Annotated in this window: 13 protein-coding genes, 1 tRNA gene and 5 pseudogenes; 6 read left to right on the plus strand and 13 right to left on the minus strand. The window is 41.5% G+C overall.

Features of this window, described 5'->3' with window-relative positions; all coding sequences use genetic code 11:
- The first annotated feature begins 38 nt into the window (after positions 1-38).
- Together N4T56_RS11535 and tamB are read left to right on the plus strand one after the other, a co-directional pair.
- Positions 39-1922 carry an autotransporter assembly complex protein TamA gene (locus N4T56_RS11535; protein ID WP_390904042.1) on the plus strand — a complete coding sequence of 628 codons (1884 nt, stop codon included), beginning with the start codon at positions 39-41 and terminating at the stop codon, positions 1920-1922.
- Positions 1919-5786, plus strand: a pseudogene (tamB, locus tag N4T56_RS11540) (autotransporter assembly complex protein TamB). Before N4T56_RS11535 ends, tamB begins: the two are co-directional and overlap by 4 nt.
- A 64-nt stretch (positions 5787-5850) precedes the next feature.
- On the opposite strand, the gene rplY reads toward tamB, so the two are convergent.
- From rplY to N4T56_RS11565, 4 genes and pseudogenes are all read right to left on the minus strand, one after another.
- The gene (gene rplY, locus N4T56_RS11550; protein WP_261733321.1) at positions 5851-6138 is read right to left on the minus strand and encodes a 50S ribosomal protein L25; all 288 of its coding nucleotides are present in this window, start codon (positions 6136-6138) and stop codon (positions 5851-5853) included.
- 115 nt (positions 6139-6253) lie between these two features.
- Positions 6254-6806 (minus strand): annotated as a pseudogene (locus tag N4T56_RS11555) (DUF882 domain-containing protein).
- A 286-nt stretch (positions 6807-7092) separates the two neighbouring features.
- Entirely contained in the window at positions 7093-7812 is a 720-nt protein-coding gene (locus tag N4T56_RS11560; RefSeq protein WP_261733322.1) for a L,D-transpeptidase family protein, read from the minus strand.
- Positions 7802-8515, minus strand: coding sequence for a hypothetical protein (locus N4T56_RS11565; RefSeq protein ID WP_261733323.1), 714 nt, complete (start codon positions 8513-8515; stop codon positions 7802-7804). Before N4T56_RS11565 ends, N4T56_RS11560 begins: the two co-directional genes overlap by 11 nt.
- A gap of 270 nt (positions 8516-8785) precedes the next feature.
- Here N4T56_RS11565 and N4T56_RS11570 point away from each other — a divergent pair, with 270 nt between their 5' ends.
- The 3 genes from N4T56_RS11570 (at position 8786) to N4T56_RS11580 (ending at position 11427) form a co-directional block, all read left to right on the plus strand.
- Positions 8786-9058, plus strand: coding sequence for an HU family DNA-binding protein (locus tag N4T56_RS11570; protein ID WP_261733324.1), 273 nt, complete (start codon positions 8786-8788; stop codon positions 9056-9058).
- A gap of 490 nt (positions 9059-9548) precedes the next feature.
- Positions 9549-10973, plus strand: coding sequence for a GMC oxidoreductase (locus N4T56_RS11575; protein WP_261733325.1), 1425 nt, complete (start codon positions 9549-9551; stop codon positions 10971-10973).
- A 4-nt stretch (positions 10974-10977) separates the two neighbouring features.
- Positions 10978-11427 carry a hypothetical protein gene (locus N4T56_RS11580; RefSeq protein WP_261733326.1) on the plus strand — a complete coding sequence of 150 codons (450 nt, stop codon included), beginning with the start codon at positions 10978-10980 and terminating at the stop codon, positions 11425-11427.
- A gap of 345 nt (positions 11428-11772) precedes the next feature.
- On the opposite strand, the gene N4T56_RS11585 is transcribed toward N4T56_RS11580, so the two are convergent.
- The 5 genes and pseudogenes from N4T56_RS11585 to N4T56_RS11605 all read right to left on the minus strand — a co-directional run bounded on the left by N4T56_RS11585 (position 11773) and on the right by N4T56_RS11605 (position 18051).
- Positions 11773-11858 (minus strand) — tRNA-Leu (locus N4T56_RS11585).
- Positions 11859-12100: 242 nt separating this feature from the next.
- Positions 12101-12433, minus strand: a complete 333-nt coding sequence (locus N4T56_RS11590) for a hypothetical protein (protein WP_261733327.1) — start codon at positions 12431-12433, stop codon at positions 12101-12103.
- A gap of 367 nt (positions 12434-12800) precedes the next feature.
- A pseudogene (gene rluB / locus N4T56_RS11595) lies at positions 12801-13672 on the minus strand (23S rRNA pseudouridine(2605) synthase RluB).
- Positions 13673-13885: 213 nt separating this feature from the next.
- Positions 13886-16968 (minus strand): annotated as a pseudogene (locus tag N4T56_RS11600) (efflux RND transporter permease subunit).
- A gap of 3 nt (positions 16969-16971) precedes the next feature.
- Positions 16972-18051 carry an efflux RND transporter periplasmic adaptor subunit gene (locus N4T56_RS11605; protein ID WP_261733328.1) on the minus strand — a complete coding sequence of 360 codons (1080 nt, stop codon included), beginning with the start codon at positions 18049-18051 and terminating at the stop codon, positions 16972-16974.
- Positions 18052-18238: 187 nt separating this feature from the next.
- Here N4T56_RS11605 and N4T56_RS11610 point away from each other — a divergent pair, with 187 nt between their 5' ends.
- A complete protein-coding gene (locus N4T56_RS11610; protein WP_261733329.1) occupies positions 18239-19162 on the plus strand; it encodes a LysR family transcriptional regulator in 924 nt (307 codons plus the stop codon).
- A 21-nt stretch (positions 19163-19183) separates the two neighbouring features.
- Here the strand turns inward: N4T56_RS11610 and scpB are convergent, their stop codons facing one another.
- From scpB to rnm, 4 genes and pseudogenes are all read right to left on the minus strand, one after another.
- Positions 19184-19828: an SMC-Scp complex subunit ScpB gene (scpB, locus tag N4T56_RS11615; RefSeq protein ID WP_261733330.1), complete on the minus strand. Its 645-nt coding sequence runs from the start codon at positions 19826-19828 to the stop codon at positions 19184-19186.
- 35 nt (positions 19829-19863) lie between these two features.
- Positions 19864-20652, minus strand: a complete 789-nt coding sequence (locus tag N4T56_RS11620; RefSeq protein WP_261733331.1) for a segregation and condensation protein A — start codon at positions 20650-20652, stop codon at positions 19864-19866.
- 33 nt (positions 20653-20685) lie between these two features.
- Positions 20686-21307: pseudogene (locus N4T56_RS11625) on the minus strand (L-threonylcarbamoyladenylate synthase).
- A complete protein-coding gene (rnm, locus tag N4T56_RS11630; RefSeq protein WP_261733332.1) occupies positions 21304-22164 on the minus strand; it encodes an RNase RNM in 861 nt (286 codons plus the stop codon). The pseudogene N4T56_RS11625 and the gene rnm overlap by 4 nt, the downstream one beginning before the upstream one ends.
- Between the last annotated feature and the right edge of the window lie 80 nt (positions 22165-22244).

The raw sequence follows: 22244 nt of genomic DNA on the forward strand, positions 1-22244 counted from the left end.
TCTTTATAGCGACAATAGCATTCTAACTATGGTGACACATGTCGCCAGCATCATTTTTGGAAAATTTGCTTAATTTGTCCACTAAACGCATTACTTTTTGCCAGTTACTGTTATTTCTGTTGACCTTATTGATGTCAGGTTTTGCGCTGGCTGATGCAAATTGGTTAAAAGTGAATATCAGTGGCGCCAACAAAAAGTTGACCAATAATATCAATGCACATCTGGGCACCTTGCCCGACTCTGATGTGCAGCGCAGAGCATTTTTGTTCACCGTCGAAGACAATACTCAGGATGCTTTGGAATCGATGGGCTATTACCATGGCATTGCCGATATTGATATTAACGAAACTGAATCTGGCCCCTGGGAGCTTAATCTCAATATTACTCCTGGCGATCCGGTTGTTATTCAATGGGTAGATATCAACTTTACTGGTGACATGCTACAAGATGACATGTTTGCCTTATGGTTAAACACCCTCAAAATAAAACCCGGCGACACCTTAAATCATGGGGTTTACGATTCAATTAAATCACAATTGGTTACGCTTGCATTGGCAAGAGGATATTTTGATGGCCAATATACTCGCTCAGAAATCAGCATTAATCGTGATTTAAATATTGCACAAATCAATTTGCAGTTTGATTCAGGTAAACGATATGTTTTTGGTGAAGTCGATTTTAATGGCAGTACATTGAATGACGACGTACTAAAGGCATTAATTCCATTTGATGCCTCTGCACCCTATGCGACTCAACAATTAACCGAATTTAACCGTAACTTATTAGATACGGGTTACTTTAGTAATATCAAAGTCTTGCCACAAATCGATAACGTCGACGATGGTCTGGTTCCTATCAAAGTAGAATTAAGCCCAAGAGCAAGCCATTTAATTGAAGTCGGTTTAGGTGCAGACATTGGCAACAGTACCGAAGACAATTTTGAACCTAGAGTTCGACTCACCTGGCGAATCCCACAAATTAACCGTTATGGTCACTTTCAAGAAACCACTGCTGAATGGTCTCCTGAGCGCCCAAAAATCTTAACTACATATACGATCCCATTAAGCCATCCGTTAAATGACCAACTAAAAATAAAGGTCGGTTTATTACGCGACACTTATGGCGTGACTCAAGATTACGATGAAGAAAGCCGCTCTTTTGACAATACAGGCCAATTAGAGTCTCAAAAATATCTACTGGGTTTATCGAGGCAATTACGCTCGGAACACAATTGGTTGTACGGCTACTCTATTGAGTCTATTAGAGAGTTTTATGAGCAAGAAGATACAGACTATGACCCTCGTTTTTATTTAATGGGTTATAACCTCACCAAAACCATCCGTGGTGATAATACCTTGAACCCCAAATCGGGCTTTAGACAAACATACAGTGTGCAATATGCCGATCCATCTTTAGGGTCGACTATACGTTTAGCTCGCTTGCAAGCGCGTTTTAAGTGGATAGAAACGATATTCGATAATCACCGTTTTGTGGCGCGCATTGATTTAGGGGCCAACATTGCCAGTGATAATGACATTAGCCAGATCCCGCCCTCTTTACGTTATTTTGCCGGTGGCGATCAAAGTATTCGAGGTTACAGCTATCAAGAGCTTGGCCCTTATATTGACTATACCAATAGCGATGGAGGCTTATCTCGTCAGGTTGTCGGTGGGCGTTATTTGGCGGTGGGAAGTATCGAATATCAATATTATTTAACCCCAACCTGGCGAGTAGCCAGCTTTGTGGATGCCGGTAATGCTTTTGATACTGGCCAACTTGAACCCGTTGTTGCTGTTGGCGGTGGGGTTCATTGGATTTCCCCTATTGGGCCCATTAAACTGGATTTAGGTTTTGGTTTAAAAGAAACCGAAACGGTTGCGCGCTCTTATCGTTTCCATTTAACCATGGGGACAGATTTATGATAGACAAAACAACACCACAAGCCCCACCAGTGGATGAACCCACACAAGCCACAACAAAACAAAAACGCGTACCGTTGAGTCTACAAGCCAAAATATGGCGTTCAATTAAGCTCTACACCCGCATTTTGGTATATGTGCCACTGGTATTGTTAATGCTGCTCGCGGTATTAATTGGGACGCCTTTTGGCAGTAAAGTGACTGTTGTGCTAGTTAATCAATTTGTTAGCGATATAACCGCGCACTATCATTCAGGCACACTTAATAACGACTTAAAGTTAGACCAATTATCATGGTCAATGCCCGGCATCAGTGTCGCAGCTCAAGACGTTGAACTTAAGTGGGTACCTACCTGCCTTATTAATAGCCAAGTGTGCGTGTCAAATCTCTCTGCATCAAAGCTTAACGTTGATATTGTCACAGATGATATTCCTCATAGTACGCAAACTGAAGCCACTATAGCCTCTGAACAACCCAGCCATCAAGAGCTGCTATTACCCATCACGATAAGCCTAAATAAAGCGCAATTTAAACAAGTTAATGTCACTGTTAACCAGATGACCTTTCACGCTGATGAATTAGCAACAGAAGCTATTTGGAATGAAAGCGGGTTGCAAGTTGACCGTTTAAGCAGCTTAGGTTTGATGGTTAATATTCCAACTAACCCAACGCCAAACCACCCAGAACCGGAAGACGACACCAGCGAAAACGACTGGCCATTAGCCAGCTTGCCGCAAATACATATGCCATTTCCGCTGAAAGTAAAACAGTTCGAGGCAACACAAAGCGAATTGATTATTGGAGAGCGCAGTGATCATTTTAGCGTCATCAGATTAGGGGCTAGCTTTAGGGCGTTCCAGCTGAGTATTAGTCAATTAGAAATCGAACATGATTATGGCGATGTGACGGTTATTGGTGATATCGCATTTGAACATCACTATCCGCTAACGCTCAAACTCCAGGCTAAAATCAAAGAAGTGGATGAGTTGCCAGGATTAACCAATCACAGCTTACGTCTTGAGTTAACTCAAGATTTATCTCAACTCAATATTAATGCCATCGCCAAAGGTGATAATCGATTTAATTTGGCTGCAACCGTGGACCTCACCTCAGCACAACTTATTTACCAACTCGAGCTTAACGATGCCTATTTACAATGGCCAATGCTCCAACCTCAGTATATCACTCAAATAAAACACTTAAGTAGCAAAGGTGATTTACACGACCAAATAGCCAAATTACAAGGGCAATTGACGACACCATATCACCCTAACCTTGATATTGTTGCCGATATTGATAATCGTAATAAAACACTTAACGTTAATCAGCTAAGTGTAAAGTCGATTGCCGGCAACATAGATTTAGACGGTCAGTTATCTTATAAGAATGATCTTAACTGGCAAGCAAACGTGATAACCAATGATATTAAGCTGCAGCATATCGACTTCCTCACTCAATCAACCCCGATAACAAGCCTATTTAGTGGCCATTTTACCAGCTATGGCATGGTGAGTGAAAAAGACTGGCAATTGGCGATAAAACAGGCCGATCTTAGCGGAAGACTTAATGGCTATCCACTCAATCTACAAGGCAATATTACAATTAACCAGGCGCTCGCAGTCAATGCAGATAACTTGCAAGCACACGCTCTAGGAGCACATTTAATCGTAAACGGCACCGCCGATACTATTTGGGATATCGATGCTGAACTCAACGTACCTGATTTAAAGCAATGGCTTAAAGGCGGTCGCGGTAGTATATATGCCAAGGTCGATGTCAGTGGTAATAGTGCTAATCCGATTGTGGATGCCGATGTGCAAATTAATAAGCTAAGTTATAGCGGCAGTAAAATCGATAACGTGTCATTGGTTGCCAATTATCGACCTTATGAGCAGCATCGCTACAGTATCGACATCAAAAACTCGTTACTTTTTTGGAACAATTACAAATTAAGTGAACTGACCTTACGCAGTAAAGGTGACCAACATCAGCAACAAACCACACTGAGCACACTCGGTGATATCGTAATTAACAGCCAATTGGCCAGCTCCAGTGATCTGGATAAACAGTTATTCAAGGGCACGTTAACTCAATTCGATATGGCTAATGCACTCGGTATGTGGCAACAGAACAAACCAATTAGTATAAACTGGGATCAGTCAAAACAAAGCGGCAAGCTCAGTGGTTTTTGCCTAGTACACCCGCACAATAGGCTTTGTTTAGTCAGCGACATCAATCTAGGCCATACCGGGCAAGCAAACATTAATTTCTCTGGTAACCCAGGGCAGTTATTTACCCCAATTTTATCGAAAAAAATCGCCTGGGACGGCCAAGCAGCCCTTACTAGCGAAATCCATTGGGTCAAAGGCAAAAAACCAACCGCAGACTTACAATTTACCTTAATGCCAGGCAACATTACCCTCACCCGCGCAAAAACCAAACCCGTAAGCATTAATTACCAACAATTATTATTCCATGCATCACTCGATGAAAAACAAGTGACCAGTAACCTTAGTTTCAATTCATCAGGTATTGCAAATTGGCAAAGCCAACTGAGTGTCAACATCACCCCTGATAGGACATTGCAAGGTAACATCGACATTAATGCATTAAATTTGGCTCCATTTGGTGAGTTTTTCCCAAGGCTTGCAACCTTAGAAGGCTTACTGTCAAGTCGGTTAACATTAAATGGCTCACTTTTGGACCCTCGCGTATCGGGCAATATCAAGCTCAATGATGGTGCGTTTGCCCTCTCATCTAACCCAACATTAATTGACAAGTTGTATTTGTCTTTAGCGCTAGAAGGCCAACAAGGACAACTCAGCGGCCAATGGCATATGGGCGATGGCGAAGTGAGCACTCAAGGGACTTTAGCATGGCCACAAGGCCAGTTTAGTGGTGACATTAATATTAAAGGCAGTAATTTAGCGGTTATTCAGCCGCCAATGGCGATTTTAAGTGTTTCTCCTGACATAAACATGACGTTTGATGAGAAATTATTTGCCGTAAAAGGGCAAATAAATGTGCCATCTGGACAAATCAAAATTGCCCCGCTAGCTGAAGGCGGCATCGCAGTATCAAATGATGTAGTGTTTAACGACTCTATTTCTGAAATGACGGTGAAAACCAGCCCATATGCCATTACAGCAGATGTGAAAGTCAATGTAGGCAAAAACCTCACCGTTGACGGCATGGTAGCTTAAAGGAAAGCTTTCTGGTAATTTATTATTACAACAACAAGCTTTTAAACCGCCAATGTTGTTTGGTGATATTAAAGTCAATAATGGTAGTTACAAATTTATGGGGCAAACACTGACTATTGATACTGGTGAAGTTCAGTTTGTCGGTCCAACATCAGTACCTAATCTGAATATTGAAGCCACCCGCGACATTAAAGACGAAGATATCACCGCAGGCGTAAGAGTCACCGGCACCCCAATGCGTCCAGTTGTGACATTGTTTTCAAGCCCAGTCAAAGAGCAAGCTGAAGTACTATCTTATATTTTAACTGGTAAAGGTTTTACCTCTACCTCAAATGAACAAAGCAACTCATTGATGATGGGTGCGGCACTCAGCTTAGGAGCCCAGTTTGATGGTGGCGCCATGAACAGCATCGGCAGCACTGCGACAGGGCTAATTGAGAAATTTGGTTTCTCTAATGTACAGCTAGATACCAATGATGACGGTAAGGTCGCCGTGAGCGGCTATATTGGTGAAGATTTAATGATTAAATACGGTGTAGGTGTATTTAACCCAGGGTATGAAATGACCGTACGCTATTATTTATTATCACAACTGTATCTTGAGAGTGTATCAAGTACCTTGAGCCAGTCATTAGATATCTACTACAGTTTCGAAATCGACTAGGTTCTAGCATAAAATTAAGATACAAAAAAAGCGCCCTTAGGCGCTTTTTATTTCAAATTAGCTATTAAGCGAATTTGAAGTCAAAGTGTTCAATCATTGGCTTGAACGCGTGACGTTGTACAGCTTGTACACGTACTTTGATTTCTTTGCCATCTACAACGATAGTCAAATCAGAAGTGTAGAAATCATCGTTTAATTGAAGGTTGATGATATCTTTGTGTGCAATCTGGATTGATACAGGCTCTTGACCAGCACCATAGATAACAGCAGGAACTTGACCAGCATGACGTAGGCGGCGGCTCGAACCTTTCCCGATTTCAGTGCGGGTTTGTGCGTTGAATGTGTAAGACATTAGTTAGTCACTCACTTAATAATAAAAGTATAAAGGCGTCATCATTTTCGACCAACGATGACTCAAATAAAGCGCGCGGATATTACCATAACCATTGGCGCCTCACAAGTGAATGTTAACCCCAACGCCTAACTGGCTCCACAATCAACATGGATAAAGCCATCACGAGGATAAAACCCAACACCGCCCAGTTTTAAAGACACCGCCGCATCGCGAAGATTTTTAGTACTCACACCTGGAATCGCAATATCCATTGCCATGCCTTTCATGTGGTAACTCTTTTTGGCAACGCCTTTACTTTTCGACGCTAACATCTGGTTGGTTTTAGGTGAACGATAAGCTGAAATAACATGGATTTCATCTTCATTATTTAAGGTAAGCTGCAATTTATACAAATACTCAAATAATCGCTTATCTATAGGCGCAGCTACATTTTGGCGATGATCGCGCAAAACCTGATTAAACTCAGTCAAAATATCTGCTTGATATTGGCCATCAACCCAGAAACTACCCTGGCTGCTTTCACCAGTATGACGATTATAGAAATGAAGGTCTTTAACACCGTGAGTAGAACGGCTTGCTTGCGCGGTATTGGGCAACATACTTGCCACTGCGGCACCGCTTAAGCCCAATAAAACTTGCCGACGAGTTAGGCACTCAATTGTCATTTACACACCACTTTAATTACTAATTTACATTACTTATCGGCTATTAAAGCACGATTTTCGTCATCACAACGCCAAATCCGCATTGTTGTTTTTTTATCCAACTGATGAGTAAATTAAACATTAATAGCGATAAATGCAAGTCTGGTAATGTAGGGTTAGGCGATTGACACACAAATGGGGCAATAGTGTGATATCGCTCAAGCGGTTAGCTAAAACAAGATATTCATTAACTTTGTTTCATTTTAACAGTTTTCGTGTCGTTTTACTGTTTCTGTGAGTATCGTCGTTATTGCACGACATCTTTAGGGTGTTCTTTTTGGCTTAATAAGTTCAGTGATTGTGGCTGTATCAATTGATAAATATCATCGCGATACTGAGCAAGGTGTTGTTCATCTACCCAAGCAGGCCAATACACCATGTGCACGGGTAAAGTCTTCGATAGAGCAAACCACTGAGTTTGAGTGTAATTAGCCTGTAAGCGTTTCCAGGTACGCTTGTCGATCACTAGGCGATTAGCAAACCAATCTGCCAACTGCTGTATTTTTTCAATACGCACACATCCAGACGATAAATCACGATCAGACTGCGCGAACAAAGACTTGGTTGGAGTGTCATGTAAATAGATGTTTTGATCATTATTAAAATGAAATTTATATCGACCTAGCGCATTGTCACCACCAGGGCGTTGCACCACACGATAAGGAAAGCGTCCTCTGGCCTCTTGCTGCCATTGCTGCGGCGTATACTCAACTCGATTCCCCTCATGATCAAACACATCAAAATGTTTGTCAGTAAAGTAGTGACCGTTTTGCCTCACATGCGGCAAAATGTCTTGGGTCAGTAATTGCCTTGGTACTGTCCAGGTTGGATTAATAATGATATTCGATATTTGCCCTGTCATCTGCGGGGTTTGTCGATACGGCTTTCCGACAATCACTTTCGATGACAATACCACCTGATCTTTGTCGACTAACGCCATTTGAAATGCGGGGATATTAACCAACAAATATGGCTGCGGTAACTGACTCAGGTAGGTGGTTTTTTCGACAAAACTTTTGGCTAATATTATTGCCCGCTGTTGAGGGGTTTGGTTTAACCAAAATAAGGTTCTTAGGTACAATAACGGCATCCGCCTTTAAACCATGGCGAGACTGAAAACGCTGAACACTCTTAGCTAAAGTGGGCAAATACACCACTTCATCAGCAAGGTATTCATTGGCGTCACCGAGTAACCACAGACGCTGACTAATTTGTTTGATACTAGGATGGCCATCACCGGGTCGCAGTAAACCACCAGGCTCAATGGCTGGCCATTCTTGTGTTTCAGCTAACCACATTAATTTGCGCAGATAATTGATAACCCCAAGGTAATCATCTACTGCCGGCTCCAGGGCTATATTTTTATCAATCACAGATGCATGACGGTCTAACGCATCAAATGGCAATAACACTTGTTTTTTATGCCAAAAATCAGCCACACTTTGTTGAATATTATCGATGTATTCTAATTGCTGAGCATCAGAGCCTGTTTGCAAAATGGCGAGGTATTTTTCACGCTCAACCGTGGGCTCAGCCAAATATTGCAGTAATAGGTGTTGAGTTAAATTTTTGTATTGCTCAGAGGCTTGAGCCAATGAAGAAGGTAGCAAACACATCAGCCATAAACTGATGATACTCACAACGACTGACCACTTCGATTTGTTAAGCATGCACTTCCCCATCTGCCACTACACCTCCATATTGTCACGTTTCACATCATGGTTAAATCGCTAAATTGATTATGGCAAAAAATATCACCTTTGAATGACAGATACATTTAAGCAACAAAACTTCATACCAAAGCGTTACCTACGAGTATATAAATCAAGCAAGCACATAAAAATTAATCAATTAACATTAAATAATGAATAGACAACTAGGAACAGAGAAGGTGAATTGATATAAGGTGCGCTAGCAGCGCATTTAGCAAAGAGGAAACAATGAATAAAAAGCAACTTATCCAATCGATGGCAATCAAAATGGATATCCCTCAAACTCAAGTCAAACAACAGCTTGAACAAATTTTACACGTCATTCATCAAGGATTATCGGAAGGCGAGAAAATCTATATTCCTCAATTTGGTACATTTGAATTACGCTTTCATTTACCTAAAACCGGCCGCAATCCACAAACAGGGGAAGCCATCGAGATAGACGGATTTAACCAGCCAAGCTTTAAAGCATCACCAGCATTAAAAACATTACTCAAATAGTGATCAATTCTAAACGTTTAGGAAATATTGGTTAACTAATTAGTTAAACCTTCAGCGGTTTTAAATCACTACACCTTCACAAAATTAATCTTAATTTAATATTTTTGCTTTATATCAACCGCTTAATCATATGCAAGCCTCCAAAATTTAGAGGCTTGCATTATAGACTCTTACACAATTAATCATTCCTAATAATAAAAAGAGAAAAGGAGACACTTGTGAAGAATGTGGTTTATATTAAATTCAAACATTTATATTACTTGAAATATAATATTTATGACCTTAGCGCTATCGTAAAACAACCAAATGTTGCTCTCTCTATCAGCGGTAATCCAGTTGCACGGAGCAAGTCATACAAATGACTGTTATATAAAATTAGATTTTACACAAGTTGCTGATTTTACTATTATCAAAATTAGGAATTAAACTAGTCGTAATCTGATTGCTTCAAAATACATGAAACGATTAACATTATAGGAAGCTTAATGACATGGACGACCATTACGAAATGATTGTTATTGGCTCAGGATTTGGCAGCCTTTTCTTTATAAAACAATATTTAAACAAAAAACCCAATGCCAAAATCGCTGTTATTGAATGGGGTGAGAACCGTAGTCATAGTTGGCAAGTAACAAACAACAAGAATTCTGAATTTTCCTCTAGCAACACCCACGCACAAGATAGTCATCATAAACCTTGGAATTATACGATTGGGCTCGGAGGTGGTACCAATTGTTGGTTTGGTCAAACACCACGTTTTATACCCGCAGATTTCGAAATGAAATCTAAGTTTAATATTTCAGATGACTGGCCATTCTCATATAATGATTTAGAGCCATATTATATGGCCGCTGAAAATATTATGGCTATATCTGGTTCAGATGCAATGGGTAAAGTATCACCAAGATCCGGCTCTTTTCCTCTTCCGCCCCACAGGGTGAGTGCGATTGATGAAATAATGATGGCCGCGCAACCTAATTTACATTTTCCAATTGCTACAGCGCGCTCACCTCTTGCATTAAAAAACAGGAACCAGTGCTGTGCAACAGCTCAATGTAATTTATGCCCAGTAAATGCAAAATTTACAGCTCATAATGGTTTAACAGAAATTCTAACGCATCCAAATATTACTTATTTTATGAATGCTCAAGCCCGTGAGGTTATACATCACAATGGCACGGCCTCAGGTGTAATGTATTTAACCAATAATGCAGAAGAACGCAGTATTTATGGCGATCTAATTGTCTTAGGAGCAAACGGTATTCAAAGCCCTGCAATACTACTAAGGTCGGGGATTAATCACCCACAAACAGGGGTTGGAATATGTGAGCAATTAGGTTATGAATATGAAGTTTTTTTAAATGGTGTCGATAATTTTGGTGGCAGCACAATTACCACAGGGTTAAATTACAGCCTTTATGATTCACATCCTTACCGAGAAAAAGCTGGAGCTGCGCTATTTTATTTTGAAAATAGAATTAAACATGGTTTGCGTTTAGAAGAGGGCCGTTGGCGTCAAGTTCTGCCATTGCTTGTTGCGATTGAAGATTTACCTCAAACAAGTAATAGAGTTTCACTCAACTCCCAAGGGCAAGCGTACGTATCTCATGCCAATGTCTCTTCATATGCAAGAGCTGGATTACAACATGTGCATGATAATATAGAAAAAGTATTAGCACCTCTTCCTGTAGAAAAGATAATCCCGCTGAGAGAAAGACCTACTGAATCACATATTCAATGTTCACTTCGTTCCGGTCATGATGCAAATAAATTTGTAGTTGATGGTGACTCTTTACATCATAAAATGCGCAACCTTGTTGTTGTTGGTAGCTCTACATTCACAACTTGTCCTCCTGCAAATCCAAGTTTAACTGTTGCCGCGATGTCTTTAAGAGCGGCTGATAGATTGGTATAACTATATGAATAAATCTATTGAACGTCGTAAATTTCTCAAAATATGTGCAGCAACATCCATAGTTGCAGTACTGCCCTTAGGGATCTATGTGCTAGATAACGAAAGTCGTTTATGTCAGTTAGTTGAAGAGATATTAACTAAACATTTACCAGGAAGAATAATTCTTCAAGCTGATATAGAAAAGTTCTCAAAGGATTTTTTTATTGAAAGATATGATATCGCCTTAAAAACTCATATTTTCTCGGTTTTGGCTCCATTAGTTCGAGTCGCGTCAGGTTTCGATGAGGATCTACATGGCAAAATTGATAACCTTGAACGAATGATTTTGACAAAGTTTCTTTTAAATAGTGACTTTTTTGCAAATGATGCAAAGAAAAAAACGATTATTTATAATGGTGCTACAAGTAATATCTGCAGAACTAAAAATCCATTTGCACAATTTTTAACACCATAAAATTATCATTACAGGCTTAAAGCAAATCTAAAAAATCAGATAAAATAGTGCTTATGATGAATTTTATCTGAAGATGAATAACCTTGTTGGGACAAACATTTATCTTTTTCAAACGATAGTCCCACATGATATTTGAATAAGTAATGGTGCCCGAGGCCAGACTATTCTTGGAACGAAGAGTGGCACGCCTGCTGTTCTTCCAGAGCGCGAGGGACTTTGAACTTTGACTTCAGACTTCAGACTTCAGACTTTGAAACTAACGATAAAACCAAATTTCAGACGTAAAAAAGCCCCAACTCATGTTGAGGCTTTTTTTACACCACTCTCTATTACTAGAGATTATAATGGTACCCGAGGCCAGACTTGAACTGGCACGCTTATTCAGCGAGGGATTTTAAATCCCTTGTGTCTACCGATTCCACCACTCGGGCAAAACTTGTTGTGTTTTGATATCGAATATCAAGGCACTAAATTTTGATTTCTACCAAGTTAATCTAGGTCGTATCTAGCGTCCCGCTTAACTTGGTGCATACTTTACTGATTTTTTTACGCCAGGCAACAAAAATATTATCTTGCTTGAACTGAACGCTTCAAAATTCGACAATTCGATTTAAATTACAGCAAACTGAGTAAGTTAACGTCATCCATATTTTATATTTCCCTAGCAGCATAATTAATTCGCTCTAACAGGTGTTAGCCCTTTACTGCGATGGGTCACTGCGTCATCAATGTCAAAACCAGCTTGCGACCAAACTTGCGCCTCTTCTACATTAAAAGACTCTTTTGCCCAAATAGTGGCAGTGTCTAAACTAAAATTAGCTTGCACCCAACCATCGGCCTCGCTAGCGCTAAAACCTCTTACTCGCCAATTTTGAGCTTGAGTCGCATCAAAGCCAATCGATTTCCATTGGCTAATTTCTCGCTCAGACATGCCTTCCCAGCTAGGAACTGACGCACAACCAATAACCAATGACACTAATAGACCAGCAAACAGTTTCTTCATCATTTTCAATCACTCACAATAATACTCAAGTCTTGCAAAGAGCTTGTAAAGTATAGCGTTAATTAATATTGCGGATAATATCTGAGATTGGATTTTATACAAGCAGGATTATACCAATCGGGATAAATAAGTGATCAGAGATTGCGTAGAAAAAATCACTTAGAATAAGGCAGAAATTGCAGCAAGCTAGTTGTTCTAACTTCAAAATTTCTAACGATGTTATAAGCGATGTTATAAGCGATGTTATAAGCGATGTTAACCAGTAAGAAGATCACATTCTTGTGCTGATTGGTATTGCATAGATTTAATTTAAACAGTCAATAAAAAGGCCGCTTGCGCGACCTTTAAAGATAAAACCTACACCAAATAATTAGTCACGTTGGCGCGTTGGTTTTCCGTGGTTTGAACCCACTTTATGTTTACGCACAGCACGGCGAATTTTAGCACTCTTCACTTTAGAGCGCGCAACACTGTGTTTGTCTGTACCAAGCATCGAACGCGTTTCAGGCTCTAAACCGGCAAGCTGACGTAAATAGTTAACCTGGTCAATCGGTAGTTCAACCCAACCTCCACGAGGCAATGTTTTAGGTAACTCAACTTGGCCGTAGCGCACACGGATCAAACGACTTACTTGCACTTCTTGTGATTCCCATAAACGACGTACTTCACGGTTACGCCCTTCACGTAGGGTCACATGCCACCATTGGTTAATACCTTCACCACCAGCGGCTTTAATGCTGTCAAATTGTGCTGAGCCGTCTTCTAACGTCACGCCAGTACGTAAACGTTGTACCGCTGCTTCTGGCACTTCACCAAAAGTACGTACTGCATATTCACGCTCAACTTCGTTTGATGGGTGCATTAAACGGTTAGCTAATTCACCATCACAGGTAAACAACAGTAAACCCGAGGTATTAATATCTAAACGACCAACAGCCACCCAGCGTGCATCACGCACTTTAGGTAAACGTTCAAATACGGTCGTACGGCCTTCAGGATCTTTGCGCGAGCAAATTTCACCTTCAGGTTTATGATAAGCAAGCACACGACAAATAATGTCATCTGCTGATTTTAATGAAATCGCGCGGCCATCAATACGTACTTTAGCATCAGCTTCAACACGATCGCCTAAACTCGCGATTTCACCGTCAACACTAACTCGGCCTGCAGCAATCCATGCCTCCATCTCACGACGGGAGCCATGGCCTGCACGGCCAAGACTTTCTGCAATTTTTCACTCATTAGCGGGGACTCTTTAAAGGTATTCTATAAAAAGCAAAAGGTTAATTGCATTTTGCTTTATTGTCTTTTTAGGATTGTACCCGCCTATGGCGCATACAATTAGAAAAGTGCGCTGATTATACGCTGAATGTGGCAAACGAGCAAAAAATAACAAAAAAAACCGCCAACCCTGATATATGGGTCGGCGGTCATTAAGCTTAACTCACACTGTATCTAACCGTGAGTAATGTCTTGTTTATCGAAACGAATGTTAAACAATAAGCTGTACATCACTGGCAATACCACAAGAGTTAACAAAGACGCAAACCCAAGACCAAAGATAATCGTGATCGCCATCGAACCAAAAAAGGCATCGCTGATGAGCGGGATCATCCCTAGCATTGTGGTGATAGCCGCCATCATTACTGGGCGAACACGACTCACACAAGAATGCACTAATGCATTTGTCGGCGCGGCTCCATCATGAAGTTCAAGGTTTATCTGTTCAACCAATACAATACCGTTTTTAATCACCATGCCCGACAGACTCAGCAAACCAAGTAAAGCCATAAAGCTAAAAGGTGCGTCAAACAACAGTAAGCCTGCTGATACTCCAATAACCGCAAGTGGCACAGTAAACCAAATCACTAAAGGCTGCCTGACCGAATTAAACAACAATACGGTAATTAAAAACATCGCCAAATAGCCTAGTGGAATTGAGCTAAATACAGCCGTTTGTGCTTCACCAGCTGATTCATACTCGCCGCCCCACTCTAGGCGGTAACCGGCCGGTAATTCAATAGCTTCAACTTGTGCTTTAACTTTACGGTGCACTGAATCTGCCGTTTCGTTTGAGCCTAATTTCGGATCACCCAATACTGCTAGCATACGGATCCTGTCTCGGCGCATGACCAAAGGGTTTTCCCATTCGGTAGTAAACTCACTAACAACTTGAGTTGCTGGTACAAAGGTATTGTTCTCGGAGCTCCAAATTTGCATTTTCCATAAACTGTCTGCGTGCAATCGCTCTTCAGCAGGAGCACGAGCAATAATCGGCAATAAATGGCTGGTTTCACGGTATATGCCAATTTGCTTACCGCTAAAGTTAAGTAGCAGTGCGTTATCTAAGTCTTGCTTACTTATGCCTGTTTCACGCGCTTGAGCATTGAGTAATTGCGGACGGATAACGGGTACTTGATTACGCCAATCATGTCGAACACCATCCATTGTGGGCTCGGCATTAAAAATAGCTTGAGCCTTTGTTGCTAAAGCACGGAGCACTTGTGGGTCTTCACCGTAAAAACGCGCTTCAATTTTGGCTGCTGGCGAAGGCCATTCTCCATCATCTTTAAGCGATATTGTGCTTGTGGGAACTGCTCTGCTAAATAGCGTTCAACTTCGGGCATATACGCTTTAACGGCATCTAAATCTTCCATTTCGATGATCATCTGAGCAAATGCGGCGTAACCTTTTTCAGGTTGATATGGCAATACAAAACGTTGTGCACCTTGGCCAATCACACTCGACAAATGCACCATGCCGGTATTATTTTTCTCATCTTCTTGCATCAGCTTTTGTTCAATGCCAGATACAAAACGCTCAGTCGCTTTAATATCTGTGCCTTCTGGCATCCATACATCGACAAAGAAAATAGGCGTATTTGAAGCCGGGAAAAACACATTTTTAATGTAGCCAAAACCAAACACCGCCGACACCAACATAGCCAGAACTAACAACAAGGTGACGATGCGATTACGAAGCACGAATGATAATGTGCCGCGATAAGCTGTAAATAACCAACCTTTGTAAGGGTCACTTTCTTCATCAGTAGGCTCAGCATCTTTAAACAGCACATTGCAGAAAAACGGCGTTAACGTGATGGCCGTAATCCAACTGATGAACAATGAAATCATCAATACTTGGAATAACGAACGACAAAACTCACCTGCGGCATTTTGTGATAAGCCAATGGGTGCGAAAGCGATAATAGCAATAATGGTTGCACCTAATAGCGGCCACTGAGTTTGCGATACAATCAGCTTCGCTGCGGCTAAACGAGTTTTACCACGCTGTAATCCAATGAGCACCCCTTCTGTGATCACAATAGCGTTATCAACCAGCATCCCCAGTGCAATAATCAATGCCCCTAAGGAAATAAGCTGCAACTCAATGCCAAGCACTTTCATCATAATGAAAGTACCTAAAATAGTCAGTAACAGGATAAGACCCATTAATAAACCTGAGCGCAGCCCCATAAAGAGCAACAATACTGCAATAACAATCCCAATTGACTCAAGTAAATTAATTAAGAAGCCTTGAACCGTGTTATCAACTTCATGACTTTGATTGTAAACAGTATCTAAAGCCATACCGATAGGTCGCTGCGACTCTAACTCTTGTATGCGTTGATTGACACGCTCACCCACATCAACCACGTTGACCCCGCTTGAGAATGAAATCCCCAAACTGAGCGCCAACTGGCCTCGGTTGTGATAAATCACACTCGGTGTTTCATCGTAGTCTTTGGCAATATGGGCTATGTCGCCCAGATAAATAAGTTCAGTACTACCCGGTGAACTCACCACAAGACGAGACAACTCTTTTACAGAACTAAATTCACCCGTTGGGTGCAATCGGATACGATTGTCGCCAATAACAATACTGCCAGCATTAGACACCACGTTTTGATTGTTGACTAGGCTATATATGTAGCTTTGGTCTAACCCTAAAGCAGACAGCTTCTGTTGAGATATTTCAATAACCACTTGTTCAGTAATATTGCCTACAACTGACACTTTCTTAACCCCAGGAACCAACACGAGTTCACGGCGTAAAAAGTCTGCGTAGTTACTTAATTCACGGTTGTTAAAATCATCACCCGATAAATTAAGTAAAATACCGTACACATCACCAAAGTCATCTATCACTTGTGGTGTCGCCGTTCCGGGAGGTAATTGGCCTTCGGTATCACTGACTTTACGGCGCATTTCGTCCCACACTTGAGGCAAACGAGATTTATCGTAACTGTCTTTAATTTCGATTTGAATTTGCGATAAACCCGCGCTGTTAATTGAGGTAATGTGTTTTACCCCGTCTAACTGCTGTAAGGCATTTTCAAGCGGCAGGGTCACCTCTTCTTCAACTTGCTCTGGCGATGCTCCAGGGTATGCGGTAATAACCAACGCCTGCTTGATGGTAAATTCAGGAAATTCGAGCTGGCCTAAACCCGTAAATGCCACACTACCGCCAATCAGCAGTAATAGCGTAAACATCCAGCTAATCACTTTGTTGTTAATTGAGTACTCAGCAACACTCATCGCTTATACTCCTCGCTGCCAGTGTAATGGCTTGACCTTCATACCTGCGCTCAGCTGAGAGACACCTGCGGCAACAACATAGTCACCTTTATTTAGGCCCGTTAATACCTCAACACCTTCATTGCTCACGCGTCCGAGAGTCACAGCTACAGGGCTAACAACACCGTTTTTTGGATCAAACCTCCACACCGTCACTTGGCCATTACTATCAGCTTTATCCACAGCGGCAATCGGAACAACTGCGGTAAAAACACTGTCATCAATCGACGTTTCACTGATCGTTAATTCAGCGCTCATACCAGGCAGTAAACGCACATCTTGAGGTTGAACTAATGAAAATACCACTTCGTACGCTTGGGTCCCGGGTGTCACTTGAGTAGAGTATTCTTTAAAACTGGCAATAAACTCCCTGTCGTTCATCGCGCTAAAGCGAACTTTGGCTTTTAAGTCGTGGTTCACTTTTTTTACATACTTGGCGACAATCGCTTCTGGTACTTGAATGCTAATATCCAATAAGTGATTATTTTGGAGAGTCAAAATACCTTGGTTAGCTTGTACTATTTGATGGTTATCAACCATGCGCTTAGCAATGGTGCCACTAAAAGGCGCTTCAAGGCGGGTGTAACTGAGTTGATCTTTGGCGGCTTCTAAGGCCGCTTTAGCCGTTTTTAATTGTGCTTTGCTGCTATCAAAGGCCGCTTGAGAAATCAATTGACGGCTAAACATGGCTTGGTTACGGGTAAACTCTGCCGACAAAAACTCGTAATTGGCTTCGCTCGTCATCAAATTATTTTTGGCATCACGATCATCTAACTTTGCCAGCAAATAACCTTGTTCAACCTGTTCGCCTTCAACAAGATCAAGTTTGACTAACTGGCCTGACACTCTAAACGATAATTCAGCACGACTATTAGCCGCCACTTTCGCAGGAAATTTATGTATTTGGTTAGCAGCAGATTCTGAGACTTCAAATAATTTAACAGGCCGAATAACGTCTTTCTCTACGTTTTTTTCAGCTTGCGAACAACCAGCAAAAAACACAGAAACCAGCAATGTTAGCGGTAACATTGAGTGATATTTCATCGAAAAAATCCTTGGTGAAAGTAATGCAACAGACATTGATATATAGATAGTAAGTCCGAAGGGGATAAATATTGACATAAGTACGACAACAATACGCTGATTTACAGTTGCATTAAACGGGTTTGTTTGGGAATATCAATCCCATTATTTGAGTTTGACTTTCCCGTCACAATTTAGAGCACAATGAATGAAAACCGAAGACATTGCCTTATTTCACCGTATTGTCGAAACCGGCAGCATACTTGAAGCCGCAAACCTACTCAACTTACCAAAATCAACCGTCAGTCGGCGGTTAATTTCTTTAGAGGATTCATTAAATATTAAGCTGTTTCATCGCTTAAGCCGTTCTATTTCGTTAACATCTGCTGGCAGTCAGTTTTACCAAAAAACTTTAACAATGTTGGCAGATCTTGAGCAAACCTTAGCAGAAATCACTGACACCAAAGCGGAGTTAACTGCTCATTTACGTATCTTAATATTTCCTGTGCCACAAATAATGAATGTGATCAGCAAAATATTTGCTTTTATGGATGAAAACCCAAAAGTCTCTATTGAGATCATCACCAGCACAGAGCCACTCGATATGGTGCGTAACAACATTGACATAGCATTCATGATCAATGAAACCTTTACCGAATTTGATATGGTGGCCAAACCCATCCTCAGTGAAACAATGTGCTTTTTTGCCAGCCCAGAATACCTCGCAAAAGCAGGAGTGCCGCTAAAACTTGCTGATATTGAGCAACATAATTCCATATTATTTCGTTTTCCAAACGGTAAGACGTTCAGCGAAGTGCCGTTAGCCAATGATGTTTTGCAAGCGGTAAAAGGCAACCTGTGTACCAATAGCATTCATCTCGCTTATGAAGCCACTCGGCTAGGTAGAGGGATCGGTTATTTACCAGAAGGTTTATGTGTAGAGGATGTGCAACAAGGTAAACTGGTGCGCTTATTTGATGATTTACCTCCCTATATTGGGGTGGTGTATTTAGTTTATCCGTCACGACGCTTTTTTAATTTAACAGGGCAACGCTTATTAAATTTCATGCAAACTGAGCTTCCACTGCAAAACACACCCCATTCAAATGTGGGTGCCAAACCCTGGATTTAACCGTTCGCTCAAAAAACTAGATTAGGTATTATTTGCTAGGTTCTGTTGATTGTTATCACTATCATTTTGTTCACTGTCATCATCAGGCAATGGTTCATCGAGGGCGATACTGGCCTTATCAAACAATGCCTGCAATGATGCAACATCGGTTAGCGCCGGTAAATCTGCCAATTTTTTTAAACTAAAGTAATCTAAAAATTGATGGGTTGTGGCATACAGGGCTGGTCGGCCGGGCACTTCTTTATGGCCAACCACTTTAATCCAATGGCGATCAAGTAAGTTCTTAATAATATGGCTGCTAATGGCCACACCACGAATTTGCTCAATATCACCACGAGTCACCGGCTGGCGATATGCAATAACGGCAAGCGTTTCCATAGTGGCACGTGAATACTTAGGCGCTTTCTCTTGCCATAGCGGCTGTAAAAATGGACTCAGAATTTCTTGTGTTTGGAACCGATAACCGCTGGCGACTTTAACCAGCTGCACTCCACGGTCTTGATAATCTTGTTGTAACTCATCAAGAGCGTCTTGAATACGCACGCGCGACACAGTAAATTCGGCCAATACGGTTTCGTTTAATGCCTTGACGGTTAAAGGCTTACCCAATACAAACAAACTGGCTTCGATTAGTTGTTTTAATTGAATGGCATTAATTTGATTCATAGCACCTAGGACTCAATAACAATGGTAAACGGCCGTTAAAACGCTTTAACATAAATAGGTGAAAATGGCTCATTTTGTACAAGTTCAACCAGCAACTCTTTCACCAGCTCCATTAACGCTAAAAAGCTGACAACAACGCCAGCACGACCTTCAGTTACATCAAATAGACGCTCAAAACCAATAAAGTCAGTGCTCGATAACATGGCCAAAATCTGGCTCATGCGCTCACGGGTTGAAAGTTGTTCACGTTTTACATGATGGTCTTCATTCGCATCAATGCGTTTTAACACTTCACCAAATGCGCGAGCAATATCGGCTAACGACACTTCAGGTGGCACCACAACAGGTTTAATGCCCGGCGCAGCAACCACAGAGGCTTGAAACACATCGCGATCAATACGAGGCAGTTCATCTAAATCGGCTGCAGCTTGCTTAATCACTTCATAGGCTTTTAACTGCCGGATGAGCACCACACGAGGATCTTCTTCCTCGCCATCTTCACTGGCCATTTTAGGCAATAATAATCTCGATTTAATTTCGGCTAAGGTGGCCGCCATCACCAAATAATCTGCGGCCAACTCAATACGTGCTTCGGTTAAAATCTCAATGTAGGCCAAATATTGATGAGTAATTTGCTGAATAGGCAAATCGACTACATCGAGCTTTTGTTTACGAATTAAATACAACAGTAAATCCAAAGTGCCTTCAAAGGTTTCTAAAAATACTTCTAGCGCTTCTGGCGGAATAAACAAGTCTACCGGCATGCTGTCCATCGCTTGGCCACGTACGACTGCTAGCGGAAGGCTTTGTTGAGTGCCTTGCATGATTATCCCTTTGGATTCAGTTTAGACAAACGCTTATTCAAACGTGCTGGTATCACCAGCACCACGTCGTAAAATCACCACGTCGTCTTCCGACATATCTATCACTGTGGTTTGATTTTCTGGCAAATAGCCACCATGAATAATGCCATCAACTTGATGCTCTAAAATATCGCGAATATGCTCAGGATCTGACTCAGCAAACTCTTCATTTGGCATCACCAAACTGGTGCTCATCATTGGCTCATCCAGCGCTTCAAGCAGTGCTAATGCAATCAAGTTATTTGGCACACGGATACCAATAGTGCGTTTTTTATCGCACTGTAAACGGCGCGGCACTTCTTTAGTCGCTTTAAAAATAAAGGTATATGGCACATGGAGTGCAGCTTTTAAGTAAGCGATACGCTTGATTGTCAACTCTAGCAAAGTTAGCCAGCTCAGATAAGTCCCGGCACATTAACGAAAAGTTAGTGTCGTTTTCAATCTGACGAATACGCACCATGCGTGTCATGGCATTTTTGTCGCCAATCATACAACCTAATGCATAACCCGAGTCGGTAGGATATACAATTACCCCACCTTGTTTAAGAATCGCCACTGCTTGGTTTATTAACCGTGCTTGTGGGTTTTCATCGTGAATATAGAAAAATTGACTCATGTCCGTTCCATCCAATTTTGAGATTGCCAAACCCACTCAACACCTTGGGGTTGGTATAAGTTTTTGCCTAGTTCAATCCAATTACTAGGAAAATGAAAATCACTGCCTACAGACGCAAGCAGGTTATTGAGTTTACTGAGTGCAATAAGGTTATTTCGATCGTCCAGCGTTTGCTGACCCAAAATAACTTCCATTGCATCGCCGCCCGCTTCTGCATATTCGCGCACTAAACGCTTGAGCCACTTTGCCGACAATTTATAACCACTTGGGTGCGCAAGCACTGCAACACCGCCCGCCTGATGAATATGTTCAATGGCAGCGGCCATGTCGCCCCAATTATTGGGTACATACCCTGTTTTACCGCGGGCTAAATACTTTTTAAACACACTGGGCATATCTGTTGCGTGGCCGTTATCAGCTAACCAACGTGCATAATGTCCACGGCTTAACGCGGCATCACCAGCAATCGCTTTGGCGCCTTCATAAGCCCCTTCAATACCTGCTTTGGCTAAGCGTTCGCCAATTTCTTGGGCGCGCACTTCACGCAGTTGACGTTGATGCGTTAAAAAGTCCAATAACCCTGTATGGGTAATATCGACGTTAAGTCCAACAATATGAATATCAAAACTGTTCCAGCGAGTCGAGATTTCACAGCCGTTAATCAACTTTAATGGCGTTGCATGTGCTTGGTTTGCAATATGCGCTTCAGCTAAGCCATCAACCGTGTCATGATCGGTAATGGCAAACATCTCGACCCCCTTTTCAATGGCGCGAGAAATTAATTGAGTTGGTGTCAGTTGACCGTCTGATGCAGTCGTGTGGCTATGAAGATCGGCCAATAGAGTCTCTGTAATCATCTGTTTATTGTACAAGAATACCAATAAAAATACTGCTGGGATTAATGATTAAATCTGAGCAAATACCCACTATTTTTAGA

This window comes from Shewanella phaeophyticola (genome assembly GCF_025398315.1).
Taxonomy (GTDB): domain Bacteria; phylum Pseudomonadota; class Gammaproteobacteria; order Enterobacterales; family Shewanellaceae; genus Shewanella; species Shewanella phaeophyticola.

Coding starts and splice junctions, on each gene's coding strand:
- N4T56_RS11575 (WP_261733325.1), top strand. CDS start 9,549: ATGGACGACCATTACGAAATGATTGTTATTGGCTCAGGATTTGGCAGC.
- N4T56_RS11580 (WP_261733326.1), top strand. CDS start 10,978: ATGAATAAATCTATTGAACGTCGTAAATTTCTCAAAATATGTGCAGCA.
- N4T56_RS11535 (WP_390904042.1), top strand. CDS start 39: ATGTCGCCAGCATCATTTTTGGAAAATTTGCTTAATTTGTCCACTAAA.
- N4T56_RS11565 (WP_261733323.1), bottom strand. CDS start 8,515: ATGCTTAACAAATCGAAGTGGTCAGTCGTTGTGAGTATCATCAGTTTA.
- N4T56_RS11620 (WP_261733331.1), bottom strand. CDS start 20,652: ATGCAAGGCACTCAACAAAGCCTTCCGCTAGCAGTCGTACGTGGCCAA.
- rnm (WP_261733332.1), bottom strand. CDS start 22,164: ATGATTACAGAGACTCTATTGGCCGATCTTCATAGCCACACGACTGCA.
- N4T56_RS11570 (WP_261733324.1), top strand. CDS start 8,786: ATGAATAAAAAGCAACTTATCCAATCGATGGCAATCAAAATGGATATC.
- rplY (WP_261733321.1), bottom strand. CDS start 6,138: ATGTCTTACACATTCAACGCACAAACCCGCACTGAAATCGGGAAAGGT.
- scpB (WP_261733330.1), bottom strand. CDS start 19,828: ATGAATCAAATTAATGCCATTCAATTAAAACAACTAATCGAAGCCAGT.
- N4T56_RS11610 (WP_261733329.1), top strand. CDS start 18,239: ATGAAAACCGAAGACATTGCCTTATTTCACCGTATTGTCGAAACCGGC.
- N4T56_RS11590 (WP_261733327.1), bottom strand. CDS start 12,433: ATGATGAAGAAACTGTTTGCTGGTCTATTAGTGTCATTGGTTATTGGT.
- N4T56_RS11605 (WP_261733328.1), bottom strand. CDS start 18,051: ATGAAATATCACTCAATGTTACCGCTAACATTGCTGGTTTCTGTGTTT.